Below are 25229 nucleotides of genomic sequence, written 5' to 3'. Positions count from 1 at the left end.
CCCGGCAGGGGAGCGGGCCGAATTGCCGTGTGGGGGGTCAGTCCTCGTCGCCCACCCGGACCAGGCCCTCCTGACTGCAGGAGGCCACCATGGTGCCGTCCTGCAGCAGTCGGCCGGTGGAGAAGCCCAGACCGCTGGCGGCGGCGGGGGAGACCATGTCGTAGAGCAGCCACTCGTCGGTACGCACCGGCCGGTGGAACCACATGGCGTGGTCCATGCTGGCCGCCACCACGTCGGAGCGGCTGAACTGGCGTTGGTGGGGGATGGTGATGACGCTGAGCAGGGTCATGTCGGACAGGTAGGCCAGCACCGCCTGGTGCAGGCCTGGGTCGTCCGGCATCGGCTGGGCGGTGCGCACCCATACCCGCATGTGCGCGCTGTGCGAGCGGGCCTCGATGCTGTGCTCCGGGCCGGAGTCGCCGGCGAAGCGCACGTCCAGGGCCTCCCATGTCTTCCACAGTGGGGACTCGGGGCCGAAGCGCTCGGCCATCACCTCGGTGAGGGAGCGACACTCCTGCGGCGGGGGGACATTGCCGGGCGCCCGATCGGAGTGGTCCAGCCCGGGCTCCTTCACATGGAAGCTGGCATTCATCGCAAAACTGTTCCGGCCACCCTGCCGGGCCACGATCCGACGGGTGCTGAAGCTGCGCCCCTCCCGCAAGGTCTCGACGTCATAGATCAACGGCTTGGTGGGATCGCCCGGGCGCAGGAAGTAGGCATTGAGGGAGTGGCACAGCCGGTCGTCGCCGACGGTCCGTTGGGCCGCCACCAGGGCCTGGGCCAGTACCTGACCGCCGAAGGTCCGCTGCGCCTCGGTGTCTGGCTGGGCTCCGCGGAAGAGCCCCACCTCGATCTCCTCCAGGTCCAGCAGGGTCACCAGTTCAGCAGTTGTCTTGGGCACGTGGCCAGCCTCCCACCGGCGCGACCCGGCCGCCAGAGGCGTGCCAGCATCCGGCCGATCGTGCCACCGGCCGGCCCAGAAGGTTGCTCAGCCGAGGCTGTTGCTCAGGCTGTGACCAGTGTCCAGGTCCGTGATGGTGACGGTGATGATGCCGTGCGGGTCAATGGTGTAGGTCTCCTCCACCAGCGGCCCGTGGTCCAGCCGTCGCACCGGCACCGTCGAAAGGTCCGCGGCGTCCTGCAGCGACGCCTCGAAGCCGAAGACCATCTCCCCCCGCGGGGACAGCTCCCCGACGGGCTGGCCCTGTTCGTCCAGCCGGCCGTACTCGACGAAGCGGAACCAGCCGATGTTGTGCGCCGCGCGGTAGCGACGGGTGACCACCACCTCGTCGGTGAGGCTCACCCGGTGGTCCGGGGACAGGATCGGGTCCAGCCGGACCTCCCGGCCACCCTCGGCCTCCCGGAAGACCCCGAAGCCGCGGGACAGCTGCTCGGCCAGGGTGTAGCCGGCCTCCGGGTCGGCGGCGATCGCCAAGCCGATCGCGGTGGACGCGCCGGGATAGGGGGAGCGGTGCACCCGTCGGCCAAACCGCTCCCGCAGCACCCGCGGCACCAGCGGCAGGCTGGACGAGCCGCCCACCAGGTAGATCCCGGCGATGTCGGAGTGGCTCGCGTCCAAGCCCGCCACCAGGGGCGTCATCGCCTGCAGGCTCTGCTCCACCAGCGGCGTGGCGGCCGCGTAGTAGTCGGCCACGTCAAGGGCCACCAGCTGCCCGTCCAGCTCGACGGCCAGGCGTCGGGTCTGCGGGGTGAGCCCCTCCTTGGCGCCGCGGCACTGGTCCACCAGCTCGTCCAGGGCACGTTCCGGCAGGCTCTGTTCGGCCACGCCGGCCTTGTCCAGCACGCATTCGGCCAGCAGCAGGTCGAAGTCGTCGCCGCCCAGCCGGTTGATCCCCACCGTGCCCAGCACCTCGTGGTCGGAGTTCTCCACGCTGACCAGGGAGGCGTCGAAGGTGCCGCCGCCCAGGTCATAGACCAGCACCCGGTTGCGCCGGGAGGTGACGGTGCGGCGCTGCCGGTGGGTGTACTCGAAGCCCGCGGCGCTGGGCTCGTTCACCATGGCCGCGACGCTGAAGCCCGCCCGACGAAAGGCCTCCAGGGTGAGCATCCGCTGTGCCGTGTGGGCGTGCGCGGGCACGCCCACCACCACGGCCTCGGTCAGTTCCTCCTCGCCCAGGGTGGAGGCGCCCTGCAGGGCCTCGCGCAGCGCGGTCAGGAAGCCGGTCACCAGGTCCAGCAGCCCGATCCGCTGCCCGTCCACCTCGATGCTGGACTCCAGCGTCAGGTCCGGCGCCGCCAGGTGGCGCTTGACGGAGCGGATCAGGCTGGCCCCCTCGCGCGCGGCGGCCTGGGCGGCGAAGCCGTGCACCAACTGCCCGTCGCTCAGGGCACTGACGGTGGGGAAGTGGTCATGGAAGTCCCCGTCGACATCCAGGAAGTCGACGACGGGATAGTTGCCGCGGTCCGCAAGTGCGACGACGGTACGGGTGGTGCCAAAGTCAATGCCAAGGTGCATGGCACCAGCCAATCACGCCCGGTGCTGCCTGCCCAGCACCGATCCACGCCCGGCCGCTGGGCGGGTTCTCAGCCGGGATGTGCTGCGACGGCGGATGTGACCAGTCCACCCGCGGGCCTGACAGAATGGGCGCCATGGCAGACAACCAGCCCCGCGATGACCACGCCAAGCTGCTCAAGCAGTCCATCTCCACGGTGAAGCAGTTGCGCGGATGGGTCGCCAGCGATCCGTCCCGGGCCGACGAGTTCGTCGACGCGCTGAACCAGGCCACCGGGCTGCGGCTGTTGTCCCGCGCCTGGGCCGAGGCCGCAGCGGAGGCCACGGAGGCCGTGGGTGCCGCCAACAAGCTGGTGGCCTCGCGCGGGCCGGTGGGCCCCTACACCCCGCTGGTGGACGCCGGGCGCTACTTCACTGCGCTGACCCATGTTGCCACCGTGCAACTGGGGATGAACCTTCCCGAACCGGCCGGCAACACCATCGCCGCCGCCTTCGGCTGGAAGGACCAGCTGACCCGCGACGGCCTGGCCGACGAGTTGCTGCCCCGCACCGCGGTCTGGGCCCTGCTGGCGCAGGCCCGCAGCGCCTTGGCCCGGGGTGACCTGGCCGAGGCCAATGCCCGCGCCGATGCCGCACTCAACCGGGCCCGGCAGGCCAACCTGGTGGGCGACGAGACCCCGGTGCTGCTGGATGCCCTGCGTGCCTCGGCCGACGCCCGGCATGCCGTCGGCCTGGGCGAGCAGTCGGTGGACCTGCTGCGGGAGGCCGTCGACCGGTGGCACCGCTGGACGGATGACTCGTTGGAGCAGCTGCCGCGGATGGCCAAGCCCCATCTGGAGCGCCTGGTGGCCCCCGCCAGCCCGCTGTTCCGGGACCTGGCCGATCGACTGGCTGCCGTCGGCCGGCTGGACGAGGCCCTGGCCCTGCGGGAAGAGCTGGCCAAGCTCCTGCACCGCACCGCGGGCCGACGCGGGGAGCCCGGCCGGGTGGAACTGGCGCTGGCCCGGGCCGACCAGGTGTGGACCCTGACCGACGCCGGCCGAGCCGTCGAGGCCGTGCGGGCCGGCGAGGATGCCACCCAGGCGCTGCAGGCCCTGTACAAGTCGGAGAAGCCGGTGGGTGCCCACCTGCCCACCCAGCTGCTGGTGGCCCCGGCGCTGGCCCGCGCGGAGCTGGCGGCCGACCGGGCCGAACAGGCCAGCCGCACGCTCGATTCGGTCTTCCACCGATTGCAGGCGCACCGCCAGATTCCCGTCGGCCCGGCCGCGAAGGCGCTGGCGTTGTGGGTGCGCGCCGACGTGCAGGCTGCGCAGGGCTCAGAGGCTGCGGCGGCCACCCGAGCCGAGGCCGACCAGTTGCTGGCCGAACTGCGGGCCGGCGAGTCGGAACAGCGGCACCATTCCCAGAGCGATCCCCTGACCTACCTGCACGCCCGGGCACGGGGCGTCGTGCTGCCCAGCCAGCAGCCCACCCCGCACTGGGACGTGCCCGATGCCAGCGCCGCGCTGGTGCCCGGCACCGTCCGCCAGCTGGCCGAAGAGCAGGTCAGCGACGAGGAGGCGATGCGCCGGATCGACGAGGTTCGCGAGCAGGCGGCCCGGGAACGCGCCGTGGCGGAGCTGCGCCAGGCCGCCCAGCGCGCGGAACAGGAGCGCGAGCAGGCCGAGCGCCGGGCGGCGGCGCGGGCGGAGTACGAGCGGCAGGAGGCAGAACGCCGCGAGGCCGAGGAGGCCGCACGGATGGCGGCCGAGCGGGAGCGAGCCGAGCAGGAACGCCTGGCCGCCGAGCAGGCGGAGCAGGAGCGCCGGCGAGCCGAAGCGGCAGCCGCGGAGGACGAAGCCCGGCGCGTGGCAGCGGAGACGGAGCGCGAGCAGGCGGAGGAGCGCCAGGCGGCCGAGCGGCGGGCCGCGGAGGAGGCTGCCCGCGTCCAGGCCGAGCGACTGGATGCCGACCGCCGGGCTGCCGAGGAAGCCGCCCGGGTCGAGCGCGAGCAGGAAGAGCAGGAACGGCTCGCCGCCGAGGAGCAGGAGCGGCGGGAGGCAGAACAGCTTGCTGCCCAGGAGGCCGCCCGACGCGAGGCCGAGGAAGCGGCGCGGCTGGAAGCTGAGCGCGCCGAACAGGAACGCGCGGAACAGGCCCGGCTGGAACAGGAACGCGCCGCGGCCGATCCGCTGGATGCCCTCCGCTCGGCGGCCCGCGAGGCAGTCGGCTCCGGCAACAAGGACCGGATCATCGCCACCCACGAGCAACTGGTTGCGGCCCTGGAGACCCGGGCACCGGCCCAGCCGCAGAGCCTGGGGCGGGAACTGGTCGACGTCCTGGAGCGGCTGTCCGAGGCCCAGGGCTGGTGGGGTGGGCGCGCGGCCGGCAAGCGGGCCAAGCAGCTCGCCAAGCAGTGGGGGCTGTGAGTCAGTCGGCCGTGCCCAGGGCCAAGTCCACGGCGTCGCCGAGCACCTGGCCCAGCGAGTCGTGGATCACCAGCGACGCCTCCGCGTCATAGGGCGTCGCGTCGCGGTTGACCAGCACCAGGTGCGGGCCACGGTGGAAACGCACCAGGCCCGCCGCCGGGTAGACGTTCAGGGAGGTGCCGCCCACCAACAACACGTCGCAGCCCAGGATGGCCTCGATGGCCTGGTCCATCACCCGGCCGTCCAGCGCCTCGCCGTAGAGCACCACGTCGGGGCGGACCATCTCTCCGCAGGCCGGGCAGCTGGGCACGCCCGTCGTGCCGAGCATCCACGCCATGTCCTGCTGGGCGCCGCAGCCGACGCAGCTGTTGCGCTGGGCCGATCCGTGCAGTTCCAGCACCCGTCGGGAGCCGGCGGCCTGGTGCAGCCCGTCGATGTTCTGGGTGATCACCGCGCCCAGTTTGCCTGCCTGCTCCAGCCGGGCCAGCGCCCGGTGGGCACGGTTGGGCTCCGCGTCGGGGTGCAGCAGCGAGGTGCGATGGAAGTCGAAAAAGGCCTGCGGGTCGTGCACCAGGCAGTCGTGGCTGAGCAGGTACTCCGGCGGGGGAGCGTCCGGGGTCGCGCGGGCATAGAGCCCGGCCGAGGAACGGAAGTCCGGGATCCCACTCTCGGTGGAGATTCCGGCGCCGCCGAAGAAGACGATGTCCCGCGCGTCGGTCAGGATGCTGGCCAAGGAGTCCATGCAGCCATCCTTCCACCAGCAGTCCACCCCTGTGGGTGTGACCTTGATCACACAACCATCTGGTAGAATCCATCACGAGCGGCCGGGCCCAGCTCTCGCTCACCCCCGAACACCATCCCAGAAGCCGTTCGAGACGAACGACCCCATGGTCTCGTCTTGGTGAATGCACCGAGCCGTGTCCAGCCGTGCGCCGCAGACCGCGTCGCCCGGCACACAAACGATCCTCCCGGGAGTATTGGTGCACGTCTCACCCCTTGTCTGGGGCCTGACGGTGGTCTTCATCGTCGGTCTGCTGTTGTTCGACTTCATCTTCCATGTCCGCCAGGCGCACATCCCCACCCTGCGCGAGGCGGCCACCTGGTCGGCCATCTACGTCGGCATCGCCATCCTGTTCGGGATCGGCGTGTGGCTGCTCGGCGGCGGCCAGATGGGCACGGAGTATTTCGCCGGTTACATCACGGAGAAGGCCCTCAGCGTCGACAACCTGTTTGTCTTCCTGATCATCATGGCCAGCTTCAAGGTGCCCAGAGCGGACCAGCAGAAGGTGCTGCTCTTCGGCATCGTCTTCGCGCTGATCGCCCGCACCGGCTTCATCCTGATCGGGGCCGCGGCCATCAACCGCTGGTCCTGGGTCTTCTACCTGTTCGGGCTGGTGCTGCTGGTCACGGCCGGCAACATGCTCAAGCCGGAGGACAGCGGCGACGGGCACGGCGCCGACAACATCATGATCCGGATTGCCCGCAAACTCTTCCACACCAGTGATCACTACGACGGGGACAAGCTGTTCACCGTCGAGAACGGCAAGAAGGTGATGACCCCGATGCTGCTGGTGATGGCGGCCATCGGCGGCACCGACATCCTGTTCGCGCTGGACTCCATCCCGGCGATCTTCGGCCTCACCCAGAACACCTTCATCGTGTTCACCGCCACCGCCTTCAGCCTGCTGGGGCTGCGCCAGCTCTTCTTCCTGATCGACGGTCTGCTGGACCGCCTGATCTACCTGTCCTACGGTCTGGCGGCAATCCTGGCCTTCATCGGCGTGAAGCTGGTGCTGCATGCGCTGCACGAGAACACCCTGTGGTTCATCAACGACGGCCAGCACGTCAATGTGGTGGAGATCAGCACCAACCTCAGCCTGACGGTGATCCTGGGCGTGCTGGCGGTGACCGTGCTGGCGTCGCTGCTCTCCCAGAAGGGCAAGGCGCACACCGCCGTCAACAATGCCCGGCACCACGCCCAGGTCTATGTGGACCTGGACTGGGAGTCGGACCAGGCGGAGCGGGAGCGGATCTACGCCAAGCTGGTGCGCGAGCGCGCCCGGATCGAGCTGCTGGAACCGAAGTACCGCAACGAGATCCGCGACCAGCGGGAACTGCACGAGCTCTTCCAGCGGGCCGACCGGATCCACGGCGAGCGCGCCGCGCAGGGCCACGCCACGGCGGGAGCGCTGCTGTGAGGCAAGCGCTGGCCGCGCTCAGCCGAGGGTGTCGCGGCCCCGGGTGACAATCAGCGGGTCCGGCTCATGCACGACGGAGGTGTCCTTGCCCTCGTAGTCGAACTGGTTCAGGAAGAACCGCATCGCATTGATCCGGGCCCGCTTCTTGTCATTGGACTTGATGCTCCACCACGGGGCGGTGTCCGTGTCGGTGGCGGCGAACATGGCGTCCTTGGCGTCGCCGTACTCGTTCCACTTGTCCAGGCTCTCGATGTCCATCGGGGAGAGCTTCCACTGCCGCACCGGGTCCAGCTGGCGGATCGCGAACCGGGTGCGCTGCTCGCCCTGGGTGACGGAGAACCAGAACTTGGTCAGCGAGGTGCCGGAGTCGGTGATCATGGTCTCCAGCAGCGGGGTCTGGCGCAGGAACTGCTGGTACTCACCCTCGTCGCAGAAGCCCATCACGCGCTCCACGCCAGCCCGGTTGTACCAGGACCGGTCGAACAGCGTGATGTCCCCGGCGGTGGGGAAGTACTGCACATAGCGCTGATAGTACCACTGGCCCTGCTCGGTGGTGGTCGGCTTGTTCAGCGCGACGGTGCGCAGGTGGCGCGGGTTCAGGTGCTCCTCGAAGCGCTTGATGGTGCCACCCTTGCCGGCGGCGTCGCGGCCCTCGAACAGCACGATGTGCCGGGCCCCGACGTCCTGGGTCCAGTACTGGAACTTCAATAGCTCCACCTGCAGCGCGTACTTCTCCTGCTCGTACTCCTCGCGCTCCATCCGCTGCTCGTAGGGGTAGTCCTCCCGCCAGGTCTCTACGGCGGAGCCACCCGGATCGATCAGGTCGGGGTCACTGCCGGCGGTGTCCGGCAACACGGAGTAGCCGGTCTGGCGCAACTGGTCGATGTACTCGCGAAAGTCCATGTTGCTCATGTCGGTCAGTTCCATCGCTGCCTCCGTCGTCGTGCCGAACAGCTCGATCCTAGGCAGTCGGCGAAGCCCAACCCGGCTGGCAGCGGCCCAGCGTCTGAGAATTCCTCGCCCGTACACGTGGCCGTCACCTCGGCGCGGACACCCGGACAACAATTGCACGGGATAAAGCGTGTATATAGTGGGCGCACACGTCCCAAAGGAGAATGACATGGCACAGTCCGTACCGGTCACCAGCCAGCTCACCGCCGAGCACGCCGAAACCATCAAGGCGACCCTGCCGCTGGTGGGTTCCAGGATCGACGAGATTGCCCCCACCTTCTACCGCCGCATGTTCAGCGCCCACCCGGAGCTGCTGCGGGACACCTTCAACCGCGGCAACCAGGCCCAGGGCGCCCAGCAGAAGGCGCTGGCCGCCTCGGTGGCCACCTTCGCCACCATCCTGGTCAACCCCGACGGCCCCAGCGCCGACGACCTGCTGAGCCGGATTGGACACAAGCACATCAGCCTGGGCATCACCGAGGACCAGTACCAGATTGTCCACGACAACCTGATGGCCGCCATCGTCGAGGTGCTGGGCGCCGACGTGGTCACCGCCCCGGTGGCCGAGGCGTGGGACGAGGTCTACTGGATCATGGCCCGCACCCTGATCCGCTTCGAGAATGCCGGCTACCGGGCCGCGGGCGTCGAGCCCGGCAAGGTCTTCCTGACCGCCCAGGTTGCCCGCCGGATCGAGCAGGGCGAGGGCGTGGCCACCTTCGAGCTGGTGGCCCGCGAGGGCGAGCCCGAGCTGGTCGGCTTCCTGCCCGGCCAGTACATCTCCGTGCGCCGCACCATGGCCGACGGCGCCGGACAGCTGCGCCAGTACAGCCTGTGCAATGCCCCCACCGCGGGCCGCTGGCAGATCACTGTGAAGAAGGTCACCGGCACCCCCGACGGTGAGGTCTCCTCGTCGATCATCGACGGGCTGCACGAGGGCGACGAGCTGGAGGTCACCCTGCCCACCGGTGACCTGGTGCTGGACCAGGCCAGCGACGCCCCCGTCGTGCTGATCAGCGCCGGAATTGGTGCCACCCCGATGCTGGGCATGGCCCGCGCCCTGGCCGACGAGAAGTCCGAGCGCACCGTGCTGGTGCTGCACGCCGACCAGGACGCCGCCGGCGCCGCGCTGGTGGACGAACTGACCGAGGCAGCCAAGGCGCTCCCGAATGGCCGGATCACGCTCTGGTTCGAGAAGGGCGAGCACGAGCTGGCCACCCTGGGCCTGATGCAGCTGGACCAGGTGGAGCTGCCCGAGGGTGCCCAGTACTACCTGTGCGGCTCCAACGGTTTCCTGCAGGCGGTCCGCACCCAGCTGCTGGCCAAGGGAATCGCGGCCGAGGACGTGCACTTCGAGCTGTTCAGCCCCAACGACTGGCTGCTGCCTGCCTGACCGGACCGGGCCTGAGTAGGGTGGGGCCGTGCGGCACCGCCGCGAACCGAAAGGACACCGACATGGTGAACATCAATGACCTGGTGAACAAGGCCGAGGAACTCGCCAAGCAGCATCCCGACGAGGTGCGCAAGGCGATCGACGCGGTCGAGGACCAGTTCGACGCCCGGACCGGCGGCAAGTACAGCCAGCAGGTGGACCAGGCCGGCAATGCGGTGGAGGGCAAGCTGGGCCTGCCGGAGGCAACCCCGCAGACGCCCGCCCCCGAGGCACCGGCCCAGGAAGCTCCGACCCAGGAGGCTCCGGCCCAGGAAACCCCGGCGCAGGCTGACGCTCCCGAGCAGACCGAGCCGGCGGGCGCCCCGGCCCAGACCGCGGATCAGCAGCAGCCCGCCGATTCGGCGGAGCCGCAGGCCTGACCGCGAGCCACCCGACATCGGCCGCGTCCCCGTACCGGGGGCGCGGCCGATTCGTCGTGTGGCGGGGGAGCGGGCAGTCAGACCAGCTGGCTGACCGCGTGGATCAGCAGACCCGCCAGGCAGCCCACCACGGTGCCGTTGATCCGGATGAACTGCAGGTCCCGCCCAACGAACAGCTCGATCCGCTCGGAGGCCTCGTCGGCATCCCACCGGTCCACGGTCACCGAGATCACCGTCGCCAGTTCCTCGCCGTAGGTGTCCACCAGGAAGCCGACCACATCCACCACCCGGTCATCCAGCCTGGTGCGCAGCTCCGGATCATTGGCCAGCTGGGTGGCGGCGTCGGCCAGCCACCGGTCTGCCCGCCGCCACAGCGTCGAGTCGTCGTCATCCAGCGCGGTGGTGATGGACTCCCGCACGCTGCCCCACAGTTCCACCACGGCCGGACCCACCGACGGGTTGTCCAGCAGCCGCTCCTTGACATGTTCGGCCTTGGCCATGATCGCCGGGTCATGCTTCAGGTCCTCGGCCAACCTGGCCAGGTAGGTGTCGACCGCCTTGCGGAAGGGGTGCGCGGGCTGCATCCGCACCGCCATGGACCATTCCAGGGCCTGCTGGTAGCCGAAACCGGAGACCTGCTTGTCCAACCAGCGCGGGCTCCAACTGGGCGCGCGTTCCCCGATCACGTGCCGGGCGGCATCCGGGTTGCGCTCCAACCAGGCGTGCAGCTCCTTGGCCAGCACGTCGACGAGCTGCTGGTGGGAGCCGTCGCGCACCACGTCGGCCAGCAGGTCGCCCGCCAGTGGGCTCATCTGCTGCTGGCGCAGCCGGGGGAGCACGGTGTCGGTGACCAGGCCCTCGACGTCCTCGTCGCGCACCCGGTCCAGCAGGGCCCGCAGGCCGCGCACCACCTGGGCCAGCGCACGACGCCGATTGCCCGGCTGCTGCAGCCAGTCCGCGATGCGCTGGGCCACCTGGGCGTCCCGGACCCGTTCCCGGAAGATGTCGGCGGTCAGGAAGTTGTTGGTGACGAACTGCTGCAGGCTTCGGCCCAGCTCGTTCTTGCGTCGCTTGACCAGCGCGGTGTGGGGCAGCGGGATGCCCATCGGATGGCGGAAGATGGCGGTGACGGCAAACCAGTCGGCCAGGGCACCCACCATCGCCGCCTCGCTGCCGGCATTCACCCAGCCGACCCACCCGGTGCGCACGTCGCGCAGGGTCAGCAGGTAGAGCACCGCGGCCAGCACCAGCAGGCCGGTGGCCACCAGCCGCATCTTCTTCAGGTCCGCCCGTCGTTCGGCATCGCCGGGGGCATCGATCATCAAGCTCACCGCTCCAGTGTGACCCATCGCGGGAAACAGCCAGTCCACCCGCCCGGGTGACCCACCAATCTTTGGGCCGCGTAGTCTAAATACATCGGATGTCGAGCAAGCCAATGGAGGCGAGCATGTACTACAGCAACGGCAACTACGAGGCCTTCGCCCGGCCGCGCAAGCCCGAGGGCGTCGAGCAGAAGTCCGCATGGATCGTGGGGGCGGGCCTGGCCTCGCTGGCCGCGGCGGTCTTCCTGATCCGCGACGCGCAGATGGATCCCCGCCGGATCACCATCCTGGAGGCCATGCCGCTGCCCGGGGGAGCGTGCGACGGGATCGAGGACCCCAACAAGGGCTTCCTGATCCGCGGCGGGCGGGAGATGGAGAACCACTTCGAGTGCCTGTGGGACCTGTTCCGCTCCATCCCGTCGTTGGAGACCCCCGGCGCCAGCGTGCTGGACGAGTTCTACTGGCTGAACAAGGACGACCCCAACTACTCGCTGATGCGCGCGACCGTCCAGCAGGGCCAGGATGCCCACACCGACGGGAAGTTCACCCTGTCCAAGAAGGCCATGGGCAGCATCATGAAGCTCTTCTTCACCCGCAACGAGGACCTCGAGGGCAAGAGGATCACCGACGTGCTGCACCCGGACTTCTTCGAGTCCAACTTCTGGCTCTACTGGCGCACCATGTTCGCCTTCGAGGACTGGCATTCCGCCCTGGAGATGAAGCTCTACTTCCAGCGCTTCATCCACCACATCGGTGGCCTGCCGGACTTCAGTGCCCTGAAGTTCACCAAGTACAACCAGTACGAGTCCCTGATCCTGCCCATGGTCACCTGGCTGCAGGAGCAGGGCGTGGTCTTCCAGTACGACACCCGCGTCACCAATGTCCTGTTCGACCTGACCGCACAGCGCAAGGTGGCCCGACGGATCGAGTGGATCCGCGACGGCCAGGCCGGGGGGACCGACGTCGATGCCAGCCAGCTGGTCTTTGTCACCAATGGTTCCTGCGTGGAGAACTCCGCCTGGGGAGATCAGCACACCGCGCCCGCCTTCGACGCCACCGTCAAGGAGGGCGGCATCTGGAGCCTGTGGCGGAACATCGCCCGCCAGGACCCGGCCTTCGGCCGGCCGGATGTCTTCTGCACCACCCCGGAGCTGTCCCAGTGGGAGTCCGCGTCCCTGACCACGCTGGATGAGCGGATCACGCCCTACCTGGAGCGGATCTGCCAGCGGGATCCGCACAGCGGCCGGGTGGTTACCGGCGGGATCGTTAGCGTGCCGGACTCCAGCTGGCTGCTCAGCTGGACCATCAACCGCCAGCCGCACTTCACCACCCAGCCCGGGGACAAGATCGTCGTGTGGATCTACGGCCTGTTCACCGACGTGCCGGGCAACTTCGTCAAGAAGCCGATGCGGGAGTGCACCGGGGAGGAGATCACCCAGGAGTGGCTGTACCACCTGGGTGTCCCGGTGGACCAGATCCCGGAGATGGCCGCCACCTCCGCGGTCTGCATGCCGTGCATGATGCCCTTCATCACCAGCTTCTTCCTGCCGCGCCACGCGGGCGACCGCCCGGCCGTGGTGCCCGAGGGCTGCGTGAACTTCGCCTTCCTGGGGCAGTTTGCCGAGACCACCCGGGACACCATCTTCACCACCGAGTACTCGGTGCGCACCGGGATGGAGGCCGTCTACACCCTGCTGGACGTCGAGCGCGGCGTGCCGGAGGTCTGGGGATCGGTCTACGACGTGCGCTGCCTGCTGGACGCCACCATCAAGATGCGCGACGGCAAGCCCTTCCCAGTGCCCGGGCCGGTGAAGAAGCGGTTGGACCGCACGATCGTCGGGCCGCTGCTGCGCCGCTACGGCGCCATCTGAGGCCGCCGCCCAGGCCAGGCTGAGGGAGATCCGGTTCCGCAAGCGAGCCGCCTTGCCAATCCCGGACGGGTGACCGATTCTGGGGTGCGTGAAGTCATCCACATTCGCCACCCTGGCCGGCCTGGTGCTGGCGCTGATCCTGCTCTGGCTGGCCATGCAGGGATTCAACGTGGTGCGCTGGCGGATCCGCTACCTGATGCCGGCCTTCCTGTCGGGCCTGGTGGTGGGCGTGCTGGCCACCCTGGCGCTGACCGGTGGCCGCCGGGGGTAACCTGTCCGTCATGTCCTCCCCAGCCCTGGCCCCGTCCCGCACCGCCGAGAGCGCCGACGCCCCGGAGGGCACCTGGGCGGTGGTGGTGGGCGCCCTGGCCGTGGTGGCGACGACGCTCGCCTCGGGCGTCTTCTTCAAGGGCTTCCTGGACCTGGCCAAGCTGCCCGGCCCGACGCCGTCGATGGACCAGATCCCCGACACCCCCGCAGCCCAGGCGGCCGTGCGGTGGATGCAGATCGGCGGCGGCCTGTACGTGGTGGCCGCGGTGCTGGCCGTGGTGGGCCTGGCCGCCGGGATCCACTTCGCCCGTCGTCCCTGCGGCTATGGCAGGGGAGTGTGGGCCATCGCCCTGTCCGCCTGCACCCCGGTGCTGGCCATCATGCTGCTCACCGGCATGGGCGCCACGTGAACCTGCCCCCGGAGCTTCCCGCCTGGGAACCAATGCTGGCCACCCTGGGCAGCATCGATGCCGTGGCGGGGCACCCACGGGACTACCACTACGAGGTGAAGTGGGACGGCTACCGCGGGGTGGCCTCCTGCGGTGACGCGGCCGGCATGCGGCTGCGCAGCCGAGGCGGCCTGGACCTGCTGGCCAGCTACCCGGAGCTGGCGGAGCTGCGCGGCTTGGTGGCCGGCCACCGGGCGGTGCTGGACGGTGAGATCGTCGCCTTGACGGACTCTGGCGTCTCCGACTTCGAGGCGCTGCAGAACCACGGCCAGCCCGGCGCACGGTCTGCCCACTACATGCTCTTCGACCTGCTGCACCTGGACGGGCATGACCTGCTGGAGGTGCCCTATCTGGCGCGACGAGACCTGCTGACCAGCCTGATCGACGAGGGTTCGCCGCACGTGCACGTCCCCAGCACCTTCGGCGACCAGCTCGACGTCGCCCGGCAGGCCAGCGTCCAGTTACGTCTGGAGGGGCTGATTGCCAAGCGGATCACCAGCGGCTACCAGCCGGGCAGCCGCAGCCCGTACTGGCTGAAGGTGAAGAACTTCTACACCCAGGAGGTGGTGGTGGTCGGCTGGAGCCGGGGGAGCGGGAACCGCTCCGGTGGCCTCGGCTCCCTGCTGCTGGCCGTCCCGGGGGACGACGGCAGCCTGCACTGCGTCGGCAGCGCCGGCAGCGGATTCAGTGCCGCCGCGCTGGACCAGGCCCTGTCCCGGCTGGCCCCGCTGGCCGTTCCCGCCAATCCCGGGGTGCTGGGGGTCCGCCCGGCCGAGGCCCGGGTGGTCACCTGGGTGCGCCCGGAGCTGGCCGGCGAGGTCAGTTACGGCATGTGGACCTCGGCCGGCCGGCTACGCCATCCGGTCTGGCGGGGGTGGCGCGACGACCTCGACCCCAGCCAGATCCGGCGCGACGTCGGCTGATCAGGCGCTGGGCGTCGGCTCCCGCACGATCATCGCCAACCCACCGAACGGCGGCAGGGTGACGCTGAAGCCGCCCAGGTCGTCGATGTTGTCCACCTTGCGACGGGTGGACAGGTCGAAGACCCGGCCGGCGGGGATGTGCTCGGACTGCACCCGGGAGACGATCTTCTCCGGCCCGAAGTTGAGCGCCGTGATCTGGATGGCGCCCACCTCCAGCCGGTTGACCAGCACCAGCAGGGACTTGTGGGCCACCTCGGGGATGTCCACCAGCTCGCCGGAGGCAATCCCGTTGCGCTTTCGCACCTTGAGGATCTGGGTCAGCCGGGAGGCAAAGGACGTCGTGCTGGTCAGCTGCTCCGGCAGCGAGCCGTACAGCGCGGTGGCCTTCGGCATGCCCGAGGCCGAACCCTTGGCCTCCGGATTGGAGCCCAGCAGGTCATAGGCGCCGCGCTCCAGCCAGCGGGTGTCGCCGGTGTCGATCAGCTTCTGCACCTGCTCCCGGGCCAGCGGGAGGGCACCCACCAGGTCCCAGCCGGACAGCGCGAAGACACCGGGCTGCCAGGCATTGTACATGCACAGCAGCAGGTGGGCCTGGGTGATCCGCTTCACGTCGGCCTCGGTGATCTGGGTCAGGTCGGTGATCCCCAGGCTGGCGGTGATGATCGACGCGGTGGTGCAGGCGATGCCGTTCTGGGTGAACACGGCGTTGTACGGGCCGGCCTCACCGGTGATGGTCTGACGCAGGGTCTCGCGGATGTGCTCGCTCATCTCCGCGCCCGTCCAGTCCCGGCCGTCCAGGTGGTAGACCTCGTCCTTGTGGTTGTTGGCAAAGTGCACCAGCTCATAGGTGAGCTCGTCGTGGTTCTGCAAGGCGTGCACCAGCGAGGCCTGGTCGATGCCGGTCTTGGCGGCCTCCCGCAGCGTCAGCCGCAGGAATTCGGTGTCGCCGGTGGCCATGGCGTACTGGTAGGCCGGACGGGTGACGAAGTCGTAGCTCAGGTCCGGCCCCACGGCGGAGGTGTTCCTGATGTCGTCCATGCCCAGGTTCATCTCCTGGAAGGTGAAGCCACCCACCTTGCGCACCATGGAGCCGATCAGCTGGTTGGCGGCCTGGCTGAGCGGGTGCCCCTCGGACCAGGCGGCGTCCTCGTCGATGGACTTCTCGACGCCCAGGAAGCCATTGGCGTCCAGCCGCAGGCCGCCGGAGCCCAGGTCCAGCAGCGAGTGCAGGGCATCGCCCATCACCAGTCGCATGCCGGCGAAGGTCGGGTCCAGCCAGTTGATCGACGGCTGGCCCTCCTTGAAGTAGTGCAGGTAGACCCAGCGTCGCTTGACGCCCTTGTAGTCGTAGATCTCCGGGGTGCAGGACCAGTTGGTCTCCTTGACCCCCGGCTCGTAGAAGATCACCCGCTGCATCTCGCCGATGATGTAGCCGGCCTCGGCCAGGGCCTGCTCCGCCTCCGGCGTCAGGTTCACCGAGTCCTTGCCCGGGGGGACGTCGGGCAGCAGGTGCCAGGCCTCCTCCGGGATGTTCACCATGTGGTAGATGCCGGGGTAGTCGTGGTAGTTGAGCTCGGCCAGCCGGAAGTCCGCACCCTTGCCGGTGTGGGCGGGGATGATGTCGTCGATGATGGTGCCGCCGTGTTTGGAGGCGTTCTCGCACATCTGGCGGAACTCCTCCTCATTGCCGAAGACGGGGTCCATCGCCATGCTGATCCGGTCGAAGTGGCCGTCGATGCTGGGGGTGGGCTGCCACCCGCTCAGCCCGCCGGCCAGCTTCACCGGGCCGGTGTGGATGGCGTCGATGCCGATCTGCGCGAAGCACTCCCACAGCTTCTCCGAGCCGAGCGCGCCCAGGAAGGACTGCCCGTTCTCGTTGATCATGCTCAGCGGGTAGGCGGTGAACCAGGCCGACGCGGTCTGCACCGCGGCGCGAGGGTCCGGGTGGGCAAAGGGGTTCTGCCACATCTGGTGGCCACCGGCCAGCTGCCGGGCGACGGTGGTGGCGTCGTGCAGCATCGACTGGTTCTCCAACCAGTCCACATAGGCGCGGTTGCGGCCGTCGGCCTCAAAGGGCGGGGTCAGCGGGCTGGACTGCTTGCCGGAGCGGTGTCGGCTGGCCCGGGGACGCACCAGGTGTGGCCGGGCGGCAAAGCGCTGCTGTTCGAAGCTGATCTCGGGCAGGATGTCCTCCAACGGCACACCGTCGGCGGTCACCTCGTCGGGCTCCGCCATGGCCGCAGTGGCCTTGTCCTGCTTGGCCTGCTCCTTGGCGGCCTTGCTGGCCTTCTTCTTCTCGGCAGGCTTCTTCTCGGCAGGCAGGTCAGCGTCGTGCTTCTCGGAACGCGGAGTCTTGGGTTCGGGATTGCTCACGCAGACAATCTAGTGGGCCAGCTGAGGAGAATGCGCACTTTCAGGCATTCGGGGGCAGGATGGACGACGTGTTTGACAGCTCAACGTCTCGCCGGCTGGCCGCACCCCTGACCGCCGGCCTCACCCTGGTCCTGTCCAGTCTTGCCACCTCCGCCCAGGCGGCAACCCCATCCCAGTTCACCGTCCGGGTGGGGGGGCTGCAGCGGCGCGGTGCTGAACACCCGCAGCGGCTCCTGGGTGATCACTGCCCGGCACTGCGCCACGCCGCGCACCGTCAGCGCCGGCCGCAGCACCTGGCGGGTGACGAGGGTGGTCAACCAGCCCGGTTCGCTGGTCACCCACGACGTGCGGCTGGTGCAGGTGGACGGCAACATCAAACGGGCCGTGGGCGGGGGATTCGCCCTGGGGGTGGCGCCCCGGCCTGGGACCCGAATCACCGTGCGGGGTTTCGCCCCGCGCCCGGGTGACCTCAAGGGCTGCAGTGGGCTGCGGATCTCCTACAACCACGGCTTCCCGCAGGTGGACCACTGCTACCTGCCCACCGCGGCGCCAGCGGCGGGCCCTGGTACACGTCGGACTGGGTGCTGCACGGGGTGACCGGTGGCTTGAACGGCGGGGGAGCCACCGACTACACCACCAACACCAGCCCGTTCACCCGGGAGACCGTCAGCTGGGCCCGGAGCCATCTGGCCTGACCCGTCTGTCCTGACCCGGGCGCGACGTGTCTCAGCGTCGATTGCGCAGCTTCATCAGTTCCCGGCGCTGGGCCGGGGTCAGGGAGTCCATCCCCTTGGCGCTGATCTGGTCCAGCAGTTCGTTCAGGCGGTCATCGTCCTTGGCCCGGGCAGCCTGCCGCTTGGCCTGCTCCCTGGCCGCGCGGGTGGGTTTGCCGGGCTTGCCCGGCTTGGGAGTGCTGCGCCCGGGAATCCAGTCGTAGTCGCGCAGCAGGCCCTGGCTTCGGGCCAGGACGGCCACCAGCGCGAAGCCAAGCAGCATGGACAGCAGCGCCACCAGGTTGCGGGCCGCAATCAGCTGCAGCACCTGCAGTGCCACCAGCACCGCACCCACCACCCAGGCGGGGATCGCAAAGAAGAAGGGGCGGCGCGGATTCTCGGCAATCCACAGCAGCAGGACGACGAACTGGATCAGCCCGATACCCATCAGCACCGCGAAGTTGCTCAGCAGCAGGCCAAGTGCCGCCGCGGAGACCGTCAGGCTGGCCCAGATGCCCAGCAGCAGGACGGCCATCTTGTTCTTGCCCAGCTGCTGTTCCAGCTCGGTGCCGAAGATCCAGAAGAAGAACAGGCTGAGCACACCCCACAGACCAATCTGCTCCGCGAATGGCCAGGTGAAAGCACGCCACACCTCGCCGCCCAGCAGCTCCGCCGTGGTGAACAGCAGCACGGCCGGAAGGTTCGGGGCAATCACCGAGGCGATCCAGGCCAGCACGACTGCCCCTACCGTCAGCAGGGTGCTGCCGACCTCCACCCGACCGATCTTGAACCAGTGGTCACGCAGGTCATTGCCCATGGAGAAGTATCCGCTCACCCCACCAACGCTACCGTGACGGCGCAATGCCGCGGCTCCGGAACACGGCAGTGGGGGAGAGCACGCTGGGAGACGGCCCTGTCCACGGCTGGCCCCGAACAACCTGGGACATCAAGAGTCTAGGACTCAACCAATAATCACGATCCGACCCGCGTCAATTCATCAGGCGGCAGAATGGCAGCCATGAGCGACGACATGCTGCTGCGGGCACTCGACCAGGCGGGCGACGCGATCATCGTGATCGACCGCGAGGGGTTGATCCGGGGCTGGAACCAGCACGCCGAGAAGCTGTTCGGGCACCGGACTGACGACGTGCTGGGGCAGAACGTGGAGCTGATGATCCCGGAGCGCCTGCGTTCGGCCCATGACCAGGGATTCGGGGCGGCGATGGACTCCGGCCACCTGGCATCCGATGGCAAGGCCCGTCGAACCAAAGCCGTGAGGCCCGACGGCTCAAAGGTCTTCGTGGAGATGACGTTCGCGGTGATCAACGACGACAGTGGCGCGGCCATCGGTTCCGTAGCAGTTGCCCGGGAGTGGGTCCGGGAACCCAGCGCGTGAGCACGAGGCACGACGGTCAGCCCGGGGAAGCGCCCGGACAGGCCCCGACCATGTCGTATTTTCATAATGTTGCTTATCGGTCACTGTCGAGATGTAAGGATTCTACGAGGAGACGCATCACGACTCAAGAGCTCCCCTCACCAACAGCGACGCACCAGACCGATCGCTTCGTCGAGATCCAACCCGTCGGCTTTGGCTGATTGCACCAGACGGGCGGCGACGCGAGAGGCTTCGGATGTCACGGCTCCACTCAACACCACGGTGCCATTGCGACCTCGAGTTTCCACCTGCCCTTCCGCCTCCAGCTGACGGTAGGCCTTGGCCACGGTATTGGTGGCCAGCCCGAGAGCGGTCGCCAGGGCACGGACCGACGGCAGCTTCGTGCCGGGTGGCAGCTCTCCCCCGCTGATCGCCTCGGCGACCCGGTTAACCAGCTGGCTGTACGGCGGGTCGGGCAGGCCCGCGTCGATCACCAGGGTCCAGGCACCGATCGCGGCTGCCCGCCGCTCTCCCCCATTGGCCATGTCACGCCCTCCCAGCCGCAGCTCCCGCAACTCTGTACGCGCGACCCATTATCTCGATGGAGCGCTGGGCGGGGTCAATTGCCACTATGGCACTACACATCAGCATTCGCTCTATCGGGACAACGGGGCGGACGTGCAAGCCCGGCGCAGGGCCCGGATGCCCACCCCAAGCCCCATCTGACGCCTGGACCTGCCTAGCGCCTGCTGGCAAGGGCTTGTGTCGGTGGTCTGACCGCGCCCCCACGTGTGTATGCTCATCTGGTTCGGTGACGCAACGAGGCGTCCGAACGTTTCTGAGGAGAATCGTGATGAACATCTCTCGTCGTGCTTTCACCGCAGGGCTGGCCGCAGCAGCCGTCGCCATGACCGGCTGTGGCGGAGGCAGCGGAGCCGGAACCGCTGGCGGTGGGGCCAGCGGCGGCAGCGGTGAGAAGGTCAAGGGCATCAAGCTGGTGGCCGCGGAGTACAGCAAGGACAACACCAAGGCCTTCTGGGACGCGTTCGCCAAGACCTACAAGGAGAAGTCCGGTTTTGACCTGGAGGTCCAGGTGGTCAGCTGGGACAACATTGACCAGCAGTCCTCCACCATGATCCAGAACAATCAGGCGCCGGACATCCTGAACCTCAATGCCTTCGCCTCCTACGCCAAGGACGGCCTGCTCTACAACGCCGACGAGGTGCTGCCCGAGGCCCACAAGGCCGACATCCTGGACGCCTTCGTGAAGTTCGGCAGCTATGAGGACAAGATGTACGGCTTCCCGGATCTGGCCAGCGCCCGGGCCTTCTTCTACAACAAGGACCTGTTCAAGAAGGCCGGGATCGCCGCACCGCCCAAGACCTGGGCCGAATTCGAGGAAGCCGCCAAGAAGATCACCGCCCTGGGTGGCGGGGTCTGTGGCTACGCCATGCCGCTGGGCCCGGAGGAGTCGCAGGGCGAGTTCTCCATCTGGACCTTCAACAATGGCGGCGCGTGGAAGGACGGCAAGGACTGGACCATCAACTCGGAGAAGAACGTCGAGACCCTGACCTTCCTCAAGAAGCTGGCGGTGGAGGACAAGGTCACCCAGAACAATCCGGCCAAGACCAACCGTGCCGACGCCTTCGACCTGTTCAAGTCCGGCAAGGCCGGCATGATCGTCGGCTTCAGCCCGCTGGCCGCGGCACTGGACAAAGAGGGCAAGGTCTCCTACGGCGTCGCCCCGATGCCCACCAAGGACGGCGGCGAGGCCCAGACCTTCGGCGTCACCGACTACCTGATGGCCTTCAAGAAGCCAGGCAGCCAGGAAGCGGTCAAGGCCTTCTACGACCTGTACTACCAGAAGGACCAGGTGAACACCTTCATCAAGGCCGAGGGATTCCTGCCGGTCACCAAGAGCGGGCTGGAGGTCTTCAAGGGCGATCCCAAGCTCAAGGTCTACTTGGACACCCTGCCCAATGTGCAGCTCACCCCCACCGATGATGCCCGGTGGGACAAGGTGAAGCTCGCCGTGCAGCAGAACCTCGGCGCCGGCGTGACCGCGTCCGGTGACCCGAAGAAGGTGCTGGACGATCTGCAGGCCCAGGCCACGGCTGCCTGATCAGCATGAGCACGACGAGTGAGGCGGCCCCGGCCGCCGCAATCAACCGGCCGGCCAGGCGTCGGCATCGGTCCCGCAACCAGATGTCGGTAGGCCAGGCCCTGCTGTGGATCGGCCCCTCCCTGGTGCTGATCTTCGGCGTGGTGCTCTTCCCCGCCGTCAAACTGGTGCAGGCCTCGCTGGGGCGCTATTCAATCACCGGTTTGCGCACCGGGGACGCCGGCGGCCGCAACTATCGCGCCGTCGCCGAACACCCGATGTTGGGCACCGTGCTGACCAACACCGTGGTCTGGGTGGTGGCCGTCGTCGCCCTGACCATCCTGGCGTCGTTGGCGCTGGCGCAATTTGTCAGCAAGGAGTTCTGGGGTCGACGGATCGTGCGGACCGCGCTGATCATCCCGTGGGCTGCCTCACTCGTCATCACGTCGCAGTTGTTCGTCCTGATCTATGACTTCAACTACGGCAAACTCAACCCGCTGCTGATGAAGCTGCACCTGATCAAGGCGCCGGTGGACTGGCTGGGCGACGACCGCTGGACCATGCCGTCGATGATCCTGGTGGGCGTCTTCGTCTCCATCCCGTTCACCGTATTCGTCTTCCTGGCCGGCCTGTCCTCCATCCCCGACGACGTGAACGAGGCGGCGACGGTGGACGGCGCGTCAGCCTGGCAGCGCTACCGGCACGTCACCCTGCCGTTGCTGCGGCCGGCCATGCTGATCGCCACGGTGCTCAACACCATCTACGTGTTCAACTCCTTCCCAATTGTCTACACGCTCAATGACCGCAACCCGGGCTACGCGCACGACACCACCATCACCTTCATGTACAAGCTGGCCTTCAAGTCACAGGAGAAGGACGTCGGGATGTCCGCCGCCGCCGGTGTGTTGAACGTGCTGATGATCCTGCTGGTGGTTGTGGTCTACCTCAAACTCGTCGATCCGCGGAAGGACGAGTCCCTGTCATGAGCGCCGTCACCGTCTCCACCTCCAACAAGGCCGTCTCCCGACGCGGTGCCTGGACCGGCATCCGCCCGTGGGCCATGCCGCTGATCGGGTTGCTGTTGGCCCTGATGTTCGCCATGCCGTATGTGATCATGGTGCTCGGTTCCTTGCGGACCTCGCAGGACAACAAGGCCACACCCCCGACCTTCCTGCCCCGGGAATGGCAGTGGAACACCTACTCCCAGATCCTGGGCGACGAGCGTTTCCTGAACTGGCTGAAGACATCCCTGCTGGTGGCCAGTGCGTCCACCGCCATCGTCGTCCTGATCGCCATCCCGGCGGCCTATGTGACTGCCCGCTTCCGCTTCAAGGGCCGGATGGCCTTCCTCTTCCTGGTGCTGATCACCCAGATGTTCGCCCCGACGTCATTGGTGGTGGGCCTGTACCGGGAGTTCTTCGAGCTCAACATGGTCAACACCTATGGCGCCCTGATCCTGACCAATGCCGCCTTCAACCTGGCCTTCGCGGTGTGGATCCTCAACGGTTTCTTCACCTCCATCCCCAAGGAGGTGGAGGAGGCCGCGGAGCTGGACGGTGCCAGCAGGCTGCAGAGCCTGCTCAAGGTGATGCTGCCGCTGACCGCCCCGGGCGTCGTCACCGCGGTGATCTTCACCTTCATCGCCGCCTGGAACGAATACGTCGTGGCACTCACGCTGATGATCGACGACGAACGAAAGCCCCTCACCGTCGGCATGCGCACCTACGTCACCGGCTATGTGCAGCACTGGGACCAGCTCTTCGCCGCCGCCACCATTGCGGTGATCCCGGTGGCGATCCTGTTCACCCTGATCGAGAAGCACCTGGTGGGCGGGCTGACGGCCGGGTCCGTCAAGTAGCCGTCGTCCCGCCCGGAATGCGACGAGGGCGTCACACCGAATGGTGTGACGCCCTCGTGCGGTTGATCAGGCCTTCTCGCCGACCTTGACCGGCGGGTTGAGCTTGAGCACGTCGGCGGTGTGCTTCATGATCTCGTACGCCCGCTCCGGATCATCGGAGAGCTTCTCGCCATAGGACGGGATGATCTCCTTGAACTGCGGCTCCCACTCCCCCATCTTGTCGGGGAAGCAGCGCTGCAGCACCTCGAGCACGATCGGGACGGCGGTCGAGGCGCCCGGCGAGGCACCCAGCACGGCGCCCAAGGTGCCGTCGGCGCTGGTGACCACCTCGGTGCCGAACTCCAGGCTGCCGCCCTTGCCCTTGGCGTCGGTCTTGATGATCTGGGCCCGCTGGCCCGCCTTGATCATGTGCCAGTCGGTCATCTGCGCGCTGGGCGCGAAGGCGCGCATCTCGGCGAGCTTCTGCGCCGGCGTCATGAAGATCATGGTGGCCAGCATCTTGATCAGCGGGATGTTGTCTTTGGCCACGTTCAGCACCGCACCGATGTTGTCGGTGCGGATCATCTTGGGCATGTCCAGCATCGAGCCGTACTTCAGGAAGCGTGGATCGATCCCGGCATACGGGCCGAACAGCACCGAGCGGCTGCCGTTAATGATGCGCGCGTCCATGTGCGGGTTGGACATCGGCGGGGCACCCACCGGCGGCTTGGCGTAGACCTTGACCTTGTGCTGGTTGACCACGTCGGGGTCATCGGTGCTCATGAACGCACCGGTCACCGGGAACAGGGCGTACCCGGCAACCTCGGGGATCCCGGCCTTCTGCAGCATCTTGAGGGCCCAGCCACCGCCGCCGTTGAAGACGAACTTGGCGCGGACGAACTTCTCGCCACCCTTCTTGCCACCGATCTCGCCGCGGTCGACGATCCGCAGGGTCCAGGTGCTGTCGGTGTTCTGCTTCAGATCGGTGACCTCCTGCGAGGTCTCGACGTGCACGCCGTTGAAGGCAAGGTGGTTGAAGATCTGGGTGGTGATGGAGCCGAAGTCGACATCCGTGCCGGTGGGGTCATAGGTGACCGCGATCCGCTCGTTCGGGTCGCGCCCCTCCACCAGGAAGGGAGCCCACTCCCGGATCTTCTCCGGGTCATCGCTGAACTCCATGGCGGCGAACAGCGGGTTGGTGCGCAGGCTCTCCCAACGCTTGCGGAGGAACTCGATGTCATCCTCACCGTGCACGATGGACATGTGCGGGCACGGGTTGACGAAGGTCTCGGGCAGGCCCAGGGTTCCCTTCTCCACCAGATGGGCCCACAACTGCCGGGTCTGCTGGAACTGTTCGTTCACCTGGACCGGCTTCTCATTGTTCATTGTGCCGTCGGGACGTTCCTTGGTGTAGTTCAGCTCACACAGGCCCGCGTGCCCGGTACCGGCGTTGTTCCAGGGGCTCGACGACTCCTTGGCCACCTTGGGCAGACGCTCGTAACCGACGATCTTCCAGTCCGGCTGCAGCTCGTGCAGGATCAGCCCGATGGTGGCGCTCAGCACACCGCCGCCGATCAGGGCAACATCAACTTCCTCGGCCTCGACGGGCCACTTGCTTGGCTTCTGCTTCGCCAGTACCACGGCATCTCCTCAGATATTATCCGCAACGCGTTCTATTGGCCGTGGCCGGCGCGATTGCCGGCGCACCCGCACCGCCGCCCCCGGGCGACCGTGATCGGCGACTGCGACGACGCCCGACCAACGAACATACTCCACCGTATTCCGTTCAACCTCTTTGCACCAGTCGTCTCAACCGTTTGTCCCGCTCCTGACAAGCGAGAATTCTCTCAATCCGGCCCACACCACCCCACTACCCCCGCGTGGGATGCCGGCGGCTCAGCATAGATGGCGACGCCTGGCGCCCACCCGCGGATGAGCGCTGTGCCGGGCCTGGGCACCGCACGAGCCGTCTGGTCAGGGCATGCAAAACACCCCTTTGGGTGACCATTGCTGGTTACCCAAAGGGGTGTTTGTAAGTCCGGCGGTGTCCTAGTCTCCCACAGGGTCCCCCCTGCAGTACCATCGGCTCTAAAAGGCTTAACTTCCGGGTTCGGAATGGGACCGGGTGTTTCCCTTTTGACATGACCACCGAAACA

At 67.9% G+C, this 25229-nt stretch carries 22 protein-coding genes and 1 rRNA gene; 13 read left to right on the top strand and 10 right to left on the bottom strand.

The window, feature by feature from the left end; genetic code table 11:
• Positions 1–37: 37 nt before the first annotated feature.
• Entirely contained in the window at positions 38–901 is an 864-nt protein-coding gene (locus AAEX60_RS15735) for an acyl-CoA thioesterase (protein ID WP_342104839.1), read from the bottom strand.
• A gap of 87 nt (positions 902–988) precedes the next feature.
• On the bottom strand, positions 989–2476 hold the full coding sequence (locus AAEX60_RS15730; protein ID WP_342104837.1) for an Hsp70 family protein: 1488 nt from the start codon (positions 2474–2476) through the stop codon (positions 989–991).
• A gap of 134 nt (positions 2477–2610) precedes the next feature.
• Between AAEX60_RS15730 and AAEX60_RS15725 the strand changes: the two genes are divergently transcribed.
• Positions 2611–4881: a hypothetical protein gene (locus AAEX60_RS15725; protein ID WP_342104834.1), complete on the top strand. Its 2271-nt coding sequence runs from the start codon at positions 2611–2613 to the stop codon at positions 4879–4881.
• Position 4882: 1 nt separating this feature from the next.
• On the opposite strand, the gene AAEX60_RS15720 is transcribed toward AAEX60_RS15725, so the two are convergent.
• Positions 4883–5623: an NAD-dependent protein deacylase gene (locus AAEX60_RS15720; RefSeq protein ID WP_342104832.1), complete on the bottom strand. Its 741-nt coding sequence runs from the start codon at positions 5621–5623 to the stop codon at positions 4883–4885.
• A 238-nt stretch (positions 5624–5861) separates the two neighbouring features.
• Between AAEX60_RS15720 and AAEX60_RS15715 the strand changes: the two genes are divergently transcribed.
• Positions 5862–7079 (top strand): TerC family protein, encoded by a 1218-nt coding sequence (locus AAEX60_RS15715; RefSeq protein WP_342104829.1) that lies wholly within the window; start codon positions 5862–5864, stop codon positions 7077–7079.
• Between the two features lie 18 nt (positions 7080–7097).
• Here the strand turns inward: AAEX60_RS15715 and ppk2 are convergent, their stop codons facing one another.
• Positions 7098–8006 carry a polyphosphate kinase 2 gene (gene ppk2, locus AAEX60_RS15710; RefSeq protein WP_342104826.1) on the bottom strand — a complete coding sequence of 303 codons (909 nt, stop codon included), beginning with the start codon at positions 8004–8006 and terminating at the stop codon, positions 7098–7100.
• Positions 8007–8199: 193 nt separating this feature from the next.
• On the opposite strand from ppk2, the gene AAEX60_RS15705 reads away from it, so the two are divergent.
• Positions 8200–9420 carry a globin domain-containing protein gene (locus AAEX60_RS15705; protein WP_342104824.1) on the top strand — a complete coding sequence of 407 codons (1221 nt, stop codon included), beginning with the start codon at positions 8200–8202 and terminating at the stop codon, positions 9418–9420.
• A gap of 62 nt (positions 9421–9482) precedes the next feature.
• Positions 9483–9839, top strand: coding sequence for an antitoxin (locus AAEX60_RS15700; RefSeq protein ID WP_342104822.1), 357 nt, complete (start codon positions 9483–9485; stop codon positions 9837–9839).
• A gap of 77 nt (positions 9840–9916) precedes the next feature.
• On the opposite strand, the gene AAEX60_RS15695 is transcribed toward AAEX60_RS15700, so the two are convergent.
• Positions 9917–11161, bottom strand: coding sequence for a DUF445 domain-containing protein (locus tag AAEX60_RS15695; protein ID WP_342104925.1), 1245 nt, complete (start codon positions 11159–11161; stop codon positions 9917–9919).
• 125 nt (positions 11162–11286) lie between these two features.
• Here AAEX60_RS15695 and AAEX60_RS15690 point away from each other — a divergent pair, with 125 nt between their 5' ends.
• The 4 genes from AAEX60_RS15690 (at position 11287) to ligD (ending at position 14674) form a co-directional block, all read left to right on the top strand.
• A complete protein-coding gene (locus AAEX60_RS15690) occupies positions 11287–13032 on the top strand; it encodes an oleate hydratase (protein WP_342104820.1) in 1746 nt (581 codons plus the stop codon).
• Between the two features lie 88 nt (positions 13033–13120).
• Positions 13121–13303 (top strand): hypothetical protein, encoded by a 183-nt coding sequence (locus tag AAEX60_RS15685; RefSeq protein ID WP_342104818.1) that lies wholly within the window; start codon positions 13121–13123, stop codon positions 13301–13303.
• A gap of 10 nt (positions 13304–13313) precedes the next feature.
• Positions 13314–13712: a hypothetical protein gene (locus AAEX60_RS15680; protein WP_342104816.1), complete on the top strand. Its 399-nt coding sequence runs from the start codon at positions 13314–13316 to the stop codon at positions 13710–13712.
• Complete coding sequence (ligD, locus tag AAEX60_RS15675; protein WP_342104814.1) at positions 13709–14674, top strand: non-homologous end-joining DNA ligase; 966 nt, start codon at positions 13709–13711, stop codon at positions 14672–14674. Before AAEX60_RS15680 ends, ligD begins: the two co-directional genes overlap by 4 nt.
• On the opposite strand, the gene treS is transcribed toward ligD, so the two are convergent.
• Positions 14675–17047: a maltose alpha-D-glucosyltransferase gene (gene treS / locus AAEX60_RS15670; protein ID WP_342104812.1), complete on the bottom strand. Its 2373-nt coding sequence runs from the start codon at positions 17045–17047 to the stop codon at positions 14675–14677. It lies immediately after the preceding gene.
• Between the two features lie 210 nt (positions 17048–17257).
• Here treS and AAEX60_RS15665 point away from each other — a divergent pair, with 210 nt between their 5' ends.
• Entirely contained in the window at positions 17258–17644 is a 387-nt protein-coding gene (locus AAEX60_RS15665) for a hypothetical protein (RefSeq protein WP_342104811.1), read from the top strand.
• Between the two features lie 129 nt (positions 17645–17773).
• Here AAEX60_RS15665 and AAEX60_RS15660 read toward each other — a convergent pair whose 3' ends face one another.
• Positions 17774–18595, bottom strand: coding sequence for a hypothetical protein (locus tag AAEX60_RS15660; protein ID WP_342104809.1), 822 nt, complete (start codon positions 18593–18595; stop codon positions 17774–17776).
• A 183-nt stretch (positions 18596–18778) separates the two neighbouring features.
• Here AAEX60_RS15660 and AAEX60_RS15655 point away from each other — a divergent pair, with 183 nt between their 5' ends.
• The gene (locus AAEX60_RS15655) at positions 18779–19156 is read left to right on the top strand and encodes a PAS domain S-box protein (protein ID WP_342104807.1); all 378 of its coding nucleotides are present in this window, start codon (positions 18779–18781) and stop codon (positions 19154–19156) included.
• Positions 19157–19293: 137 nt separating this feature from the next.
• Here the strand turns inward: AAEX60_RS15655 and AAEX60_RS15650 are convergent, their stop codons facing one another.
• Positions 19294–19680: a GntR family transcriptional regulator gene (locus AAEX60_RS15650; RefSeq protein ID WP_342104805.1), complete on the bottom strand. Its 387-nt coding sequence runs from the start codon at positions 19678–19680 to the stop codon at positions 19294–19296.
• Positions 19681–19988: 308 nt separating this feature from the next.
• Between AAEX60_RS15650 and AAEX60_RS15645 the strand changes: the two genes are divergently transcribed.
• The 3 genes from AAEX60_RS15645 to AAEX60_RS15635 are packed head-to-tail and all read left to right on the top strand — an operon-like array spanning position 19989 to position 23094.
• Positions 19989–21257 (top strand): extracellular solute-binding protein, encoded by a 1269-nt coding sequence (locus AAEX60_RS15645; RefSeq protein WP_342104802.1) that lies wholly within the window; start codon positions 19989–19991, stop codon positions 21255–21257.
• Between the two features lie 5 nt (positions 21258–21262).
• On the top strand, positions 21263–22222 hold the full coding sequence (locus tag AAEX60_RS15640; protein WP_342104800.1) for a carbohydrate ABC transporter permease: 960 nt from the start codon (positions 21263–21265) through the stop codon (positions 22220–22222).
• Positions 22219–23094: a carbohydrate ABC transporter permease gene (locus tag AAEX60_RS15635; RefSeq protein WP_342104798.1), complete on the top strand. Its 876-nt coding sequence runs from the start codon at positions 22219–22221 to the stop codon at positions 23092–23094. Before AAEX60_RS15640 ends, AAEX60_RS15635 begins: the two co-directional genes overlap by 4 nt.
• Before the next feature lie 66 nt (positions 23095–23160).
• On the opposite strand, the gene mqo is transcribed toward AAEX60_RS15635, so the two are convergent.
• Together mqo and rrf are read right to left on the bottom strand one after the other, a co-directional pair.
• Complete coding sequence (gene mqo, locus AAEX60_RS15630) at positions 23161–24714, bottom strand: malate dehydrogenase (quinone) (RefSeq protein WP_342104796.1); 1554 nt, start codon at positions 24712–24714, stop codon at positions 23161–23163.
• Positions 24715–25109: 395 nt separating this feature from the next.
• Positions 25110–25226: ribosomal RNA gene (gene rrf, locus AAEX60_RS15625) — 5S ribosomal RNA — on the bottom strand.
• Positions 25227–25229 lie beyond the last annotated feature (3 nt).

Origin of the sequence: Luteococcus sp. H101 (assembly GCF_038433155.1) — a bacterium.
GTDB lineage: Bacteria > Actinomycetota > Actinomycetes > Propionibacteriales > Propionibacteriaceae > Luteococcus.
This window is presented reverse-complemented; position numbering and strand designations above follow the sequence as displayed.

Excerpts from the sequence above, each read along its gene's own strand:
- AAEX60_RS15655 (WP_342104807.1), top strand. The coding sequence starts at position 18,779 with ATGAGCGACGACATGCTGCTGCGGGCACTCGACCAGGCGGGCGACGCG.
- AAEX60_RS15650 (WP_342104805.1), bottom strand. The coding sequence starts at position 19,680 with ATGGCCAATGGGGGAGAGCGGCGGGCAGCCGCGATCGGTGCCTGGACC.
- AAEX60_RS15720 (WP_342104832.1), bottom strand. The coding sequence starts at position 5,623 with ATGGACTCCTTGGCCAGCATCCTGACCGACGCGCGGGACATCGTCTTC.
- AAEX60_RS15700 (WP_342104822.1), top strand. The coding sequence starts at position 9,483 with ATGGTGAACATCAATGACCTGGTGAACAAGGCCGAGGAACTCGCCAAG.
- AAEX60_RS15690 (WP_342104820.1), top strand. The coding sequence starts at position 11,287 with ATGTACTACAGCAACGGCAACTACGAGGCCTTCGCCCGGCCGCGCAAG.
- AAEX60_RS15695 (WP_342104925.1), bottom strand. The coding sequence starts at position 11,161 with ATGATCGATGCCCCCGGCGATGCCGAACGACGGGCGGACCTGAAGAAG.
- AAEX60_RS15645 (WP_342104802.1), top strand. The coding sequence starts at position 19,989 with ATGAACATCTCTCGTCGTGCTTTCACCGCAGGGCTGGCCGCAGCAGCC.
- AAEX60_RS15705 (WP_342104824.1), top strand. The coding sequence starts at position 8,200 with ATGGCACAGTCCGTACCGGTCACCAGCCAGCTCACCGCCGAGCACGCC.
- AAEX60_RS15635 (WP_342104798.1), top strand. The coding sequence starts at position 22,219 with ATGAGCGCCGTCACCGTCTCCACCTCCAACAAGGCCGTCTCCCGACGC.
- ppk2 (WP_342104826.1), bottom strand. The coding sequence starts at position 8,006 with ATGGAACTGACCGACATGAGCAACATGGACTTTCGCGAGTACATCGAC.
- AAEX60_RS15640 (WP_342104800.1), top strand. The coding sequence starts at position 21,263 with ATGAGCACGACGAGTGAGGCGGCCCCGGCCGCCGCAATCAACCGGCCG.
- AAEX60_RS15725 (WP_342104834.1), top strand. The coding sequence starts at position 2,611 with ATGGCAGACAACCAGCCCCGCGATGACCACGCCAAGCTGCTCAAGCAG.
- AAEX60_RS15730 (WP_342104837.1), bottom strand. The coding sequence starts at position 2,476 with ATGCACCTTGGCATTGACTTTGGCACCACCCGTACCGTCGTCGCACTT.
- AAEX60_RS15680 (WP_342104816.1), top strand. The coding sequence starts at position 13,314 with ATGTCCTCCCCAGCCCTGGCCCCGTCCCGCACCGCCGAGAGCGCCGAC.